General features: G+C 31.2%; 2 protein-coding genes. Both read left to right on the top strand.

Annotated features, from left to right (window positions below; translation table 11 throughout):
• The coding region (locus AB1Z17_RS05615; protein WP_368050818.1) for a T9SS type B sorting domain-containing protein at positions 1-2,723 on the top strand (2,723 nt) is incomplete at its 5' end.
• 124 nt (positions 2,724-2,847) lie between these two features.
• A partial coding sequence (locus tag AB1Z17_RS05610) for a DEAD/DEAH box helicase family protein (protein ID WP_368050817.1) occupies positions 2,848-3,995 on the top strand: 1,148 nt, incomplete at its 3' end.

Raw genomic sequence — 3,995 nt, 5'->3', positions numbered from 1 at the left:
CTCCAGTAGCAATCTCTGATGGTCAAATAAATACTCGTGAAGGTTGTTCTTCTTTTTCTGATGCAAACGGAAATTTATTATTTTATTCTGATGGTACAACTGTTTGGAATAAAAACCATACCCCAATGACAAATGGAATAGGTTTGAAAGGGCATTCATCGAGTACGCAATCTGCTATGATTATTCCAAAACCTAAAAGTACTACAGAGTATTATTTATTTACGGTTGGAGCAAGAGTTAGTGGAGGTCAATATGGATTTTATTATTATACAATTGATATGGTTGAAAATGGAGGTTTAGGAGACGTTGTTGCTGGCCCTATTGATTTGAATGAAGGAAAAGCAGAATCTTGGTCTGAAAAAGTAGCTGCTATTAACGGTAAAGAATGTGAAACTTTTTGGGTATTATCTTATGTTCAGAATCAATTTAAAGCCTATAAAGTTTCTAAAACCGGAGTTGCCGAAAGCCCTGTAACATCTGATGTAGGTTATTTTGCAAATGATAGAAGAGGTTATTTAAAAATCTCTCCAGATGGAAGAAAAATAGCCATTGCCCATATGGGAGACGAACGTTTTATTTTATACGATTTTGATAATGAAACAGGAATCGTTTCTAATCAACAATTTTTAAACCTTACAGCTCCAAATAATGCACCTTATGGTGCAGAATTTTCAGGTAATGGAGAAAAGCTCTATGTTACTGGTTCTAACGATTTTTATAGTGAAGTTGATTCAGAATATAACAATCCGGATAACCATACTTCAACACTTTACCAGTTCGATATTACAAAAAATACAACCGCTCAAATTAATAATTCAAAGGTCGTAATAGATTCTAGAAAACTATTTAGAAGTGCATTACAATTAGGTCCAGATCAAAAAATTTATAGATCTATGTCTTCCACTTATAATACAGGAATACCATTTTTAAGTGTAATAGAAAACCCTGAAAATGATGGAAACGGTAGTACCTATAAACATAATGCAATAAACTTGGGATCAAAAAGATCTACTCAAGGGTTACCTCCCTTTATTGCTTCAATTTTCTATTTAATAGAAATTAAAAATCAAGAAACTAATGAAATAATTACTAACCAGACTATTAATTTATGTTCAGGTAACGATTATACTTTTAATACTGAAAATTTATCTGGAAACCCTGTCTTTAACTGGAAATTTAAAGATTCAATTATAACAACTACAAAAAGTCTAACCATTTCAAATATTCAAAAATCGGATGCAGGTTTGTACAATCTTGAAGTAGATTTAGTTGATGATTGTGGCAAATCTATACTTTATAAAGGTAAATTTGAGATAGCCGTTTTTGACCCTCCAGCTTCTCCTCCAAAAATTATTTACGATCAATGTGATGTTGACCAAAATAGTTTAGATGGAATTACGCTTTTTAATTTAAACACTAAATTATCTGAAATTACAACTAATAATACGGGTTTAGAAGTAACATATTTTGCTTCAGTAAAAGACTTTGAAAATGATGAGCCAATTACAAATCCTTCTGAATATATTTCAGCTTCAAACCCAAATATTGTTTTAAAAATTACAGATAAAGAATCGAACTGTTTTTCAATTGGTGCTATGGAAATAAATGCCTACCCAACCAGTTTAGATATTTATGAATCACACTATATTTGCGAAAATGATCTAGGTAATGGAACACAATACAGTATTGATAGTAGTGTTGCTCCATTTGATTTTGAAGTAAAAAGAGCCACTATTAAAAACATTTTTTCTAATTATGATATTGTTGTTGAATTTTACGAAAGTCTAAATAATCTTCAACTTCAAACCAATCCAATATCAGGAACTAAAACATTTCCTGATAGCGAAATTTTTGTAAGAATCTCTAATAAAGATAATAATAACTGTATTTCTGCAGGAAAATTTAATCTGGTAATAAATAAAATTCCTTTACCAAATTATGTGAACAAAGAAATTATTTTATGTATTGGTAATATAGAAGATGCTCCACAAATTTATACTGTAGAACTCGATGGCAACACTAATATAAAAGGTGATGAATACCAATGGTATTTTAATAATATGCCAATTATTAATGCTACAAATCCCGTTCATTTTGCTGAAAAAGAAGGGGTGTACGAGGTTAAAGTATTAAGAAATTATGAAAATAATACAAGTATAACGAGTGACAATAGTGCTTGTGAAGGTTTTAGTATTTTTAATGTAAAGGAATCAAACATACCTGTTTTGTATTCAGAAGATATTACTATTCAAGACGATTCATCTAACAATACAATTACAATAAATACCGATAATTTAGGAATTGGGGCTTATGAATTTGCGCTAAACAATTCTAACGGAAATTACCAAGGCGAACCATTTTTTGAAAATGTACCTGCAGGAATTCACAAAATATATGTTAAAGATAAAAATGGCTGCGGGTTTACCGTTCTAGAAGTTTCGGTTATAGGTTTTCCAAAATTCTTTACTCCAAATAATGATGGAATAAATGACACTTGGCGAATTCCAGGGGCGAATAACGATTTTTATCCAACCTCAAACATCTATATTTTTGACAGATTTGGTAAAGTAATTACATCCTTAAATCCAAATGATAAAGGTTGGGATGGAACTTTAAACGGCAAATATTTACCATCTACAGATTACTGGTACTCCGTAGAACTTACTGATAAACAAGGAAATATTAGAGTTAAAAAGGGACATTTTAGTTTAATTAGAAGGTAGCTTTTGGTATCAGATATTAAGTGTCTGGTATCTAGTATTTATTACTGTACTTCTCACGTCTAACTTCTGGCTTTCGACTTTCAAACTTTTCAACCTTTTAAAAATATTAGTGTATTTTTGCAAAATGCGACTAAAGTTAGAATCTAAATTTAAACCTACTGGAGATCAACCAGAAGCTATAAAACAGCTTGTAGCTGGTATTGAATCTAACGAAAAATTCCAGACATTGTTAGGTGTTACCGGCTCTGGAAAAACATTTACAGTTGCTAATTTAATTGAAAAAGTTCAGAAACCAACGCTGGTTTTGGCTCATAATAAAACATTAGCTGCACAATTATATTCAGAGTTTAAACAGTTCTTTCCAAGTAATTCGGTGGAATATTTTGTTTCGTATTACGATTATTACCAACCAGAAGCCTTTTTACCAACAACTGGAACATATATAGAAAAAGATTTATCCATTAATGAAGATATTGAAAAACTAAGAATTAGCGCTTCTTCTGCCCTTCTTTCTGGAAGACGCGATGTTATTATTGTGGCATCCGTTTCTTGTATTTATGGAATTGGAAATCCCGTTGAGTTCAAAAAAAATATTATTACAATTGAAGTTGATCAGGAAATACCACGTACAAAATTTTTACAATTATTGGTTACGAGTTTATATTCCAGAACAGAAACTGAAATTAGTAGTGGAACTTTTAAAGTAAAAGGTGATACCATAACTGTTTATCCATCATATGGTGAACATGCATATCGCATTCACTTTTTTGGTGATGAAATTGAAGAAATTGAGAGCTTTGATGTTACTAACAATCAGGTTGTAGAAAAATTTGAACAACTCACAATTTATCCAGCGAACCTATTTGTTACTTCACCTGATGTCTTACAAAATGCAATCCACGCCATTCAGGAAGATTTAATGAAACAATACGAATACTTCAAAGAAATTGGTAAACATTTAGAAGCAAAACGTTTAAAAGAGCGTACAGAATTTGACTTAGAAATGATTCGTGAATTGGGTTATTGTAGCGGAATTGAAAACTATTCTCGTTATTTAGATGGAAGAAATCCTGGAACAAGGCCTTTTTGTTTGTTAGATTATTTTCCTGATGATTATTTAATGGTTATTGACGAAAGCCATGTTACGATTCCACAAGTACATGCAATGTATGGTGGTGACAGATCTAGAAAGGTAAACTTGGTAGATTATGGTTTTCGATTACCAGCAGCAATGGATAATAGACCTTTAAAGTTTGAAGAGTTTGAAGCCAT

Origin of the sequence: Lutibacter sp. (assembly GCF_040883305.1) — a bacterium.
Taxonomy (GTDB): domain Bacteria; phylum Bacteroidota; class Bacteroidia; order Flavobacteriales; family Flavobacteriaceae; genus Lutibacter.
This window is presented reverse-complemented; position numbering and strand designations above follow the sequence as displayed.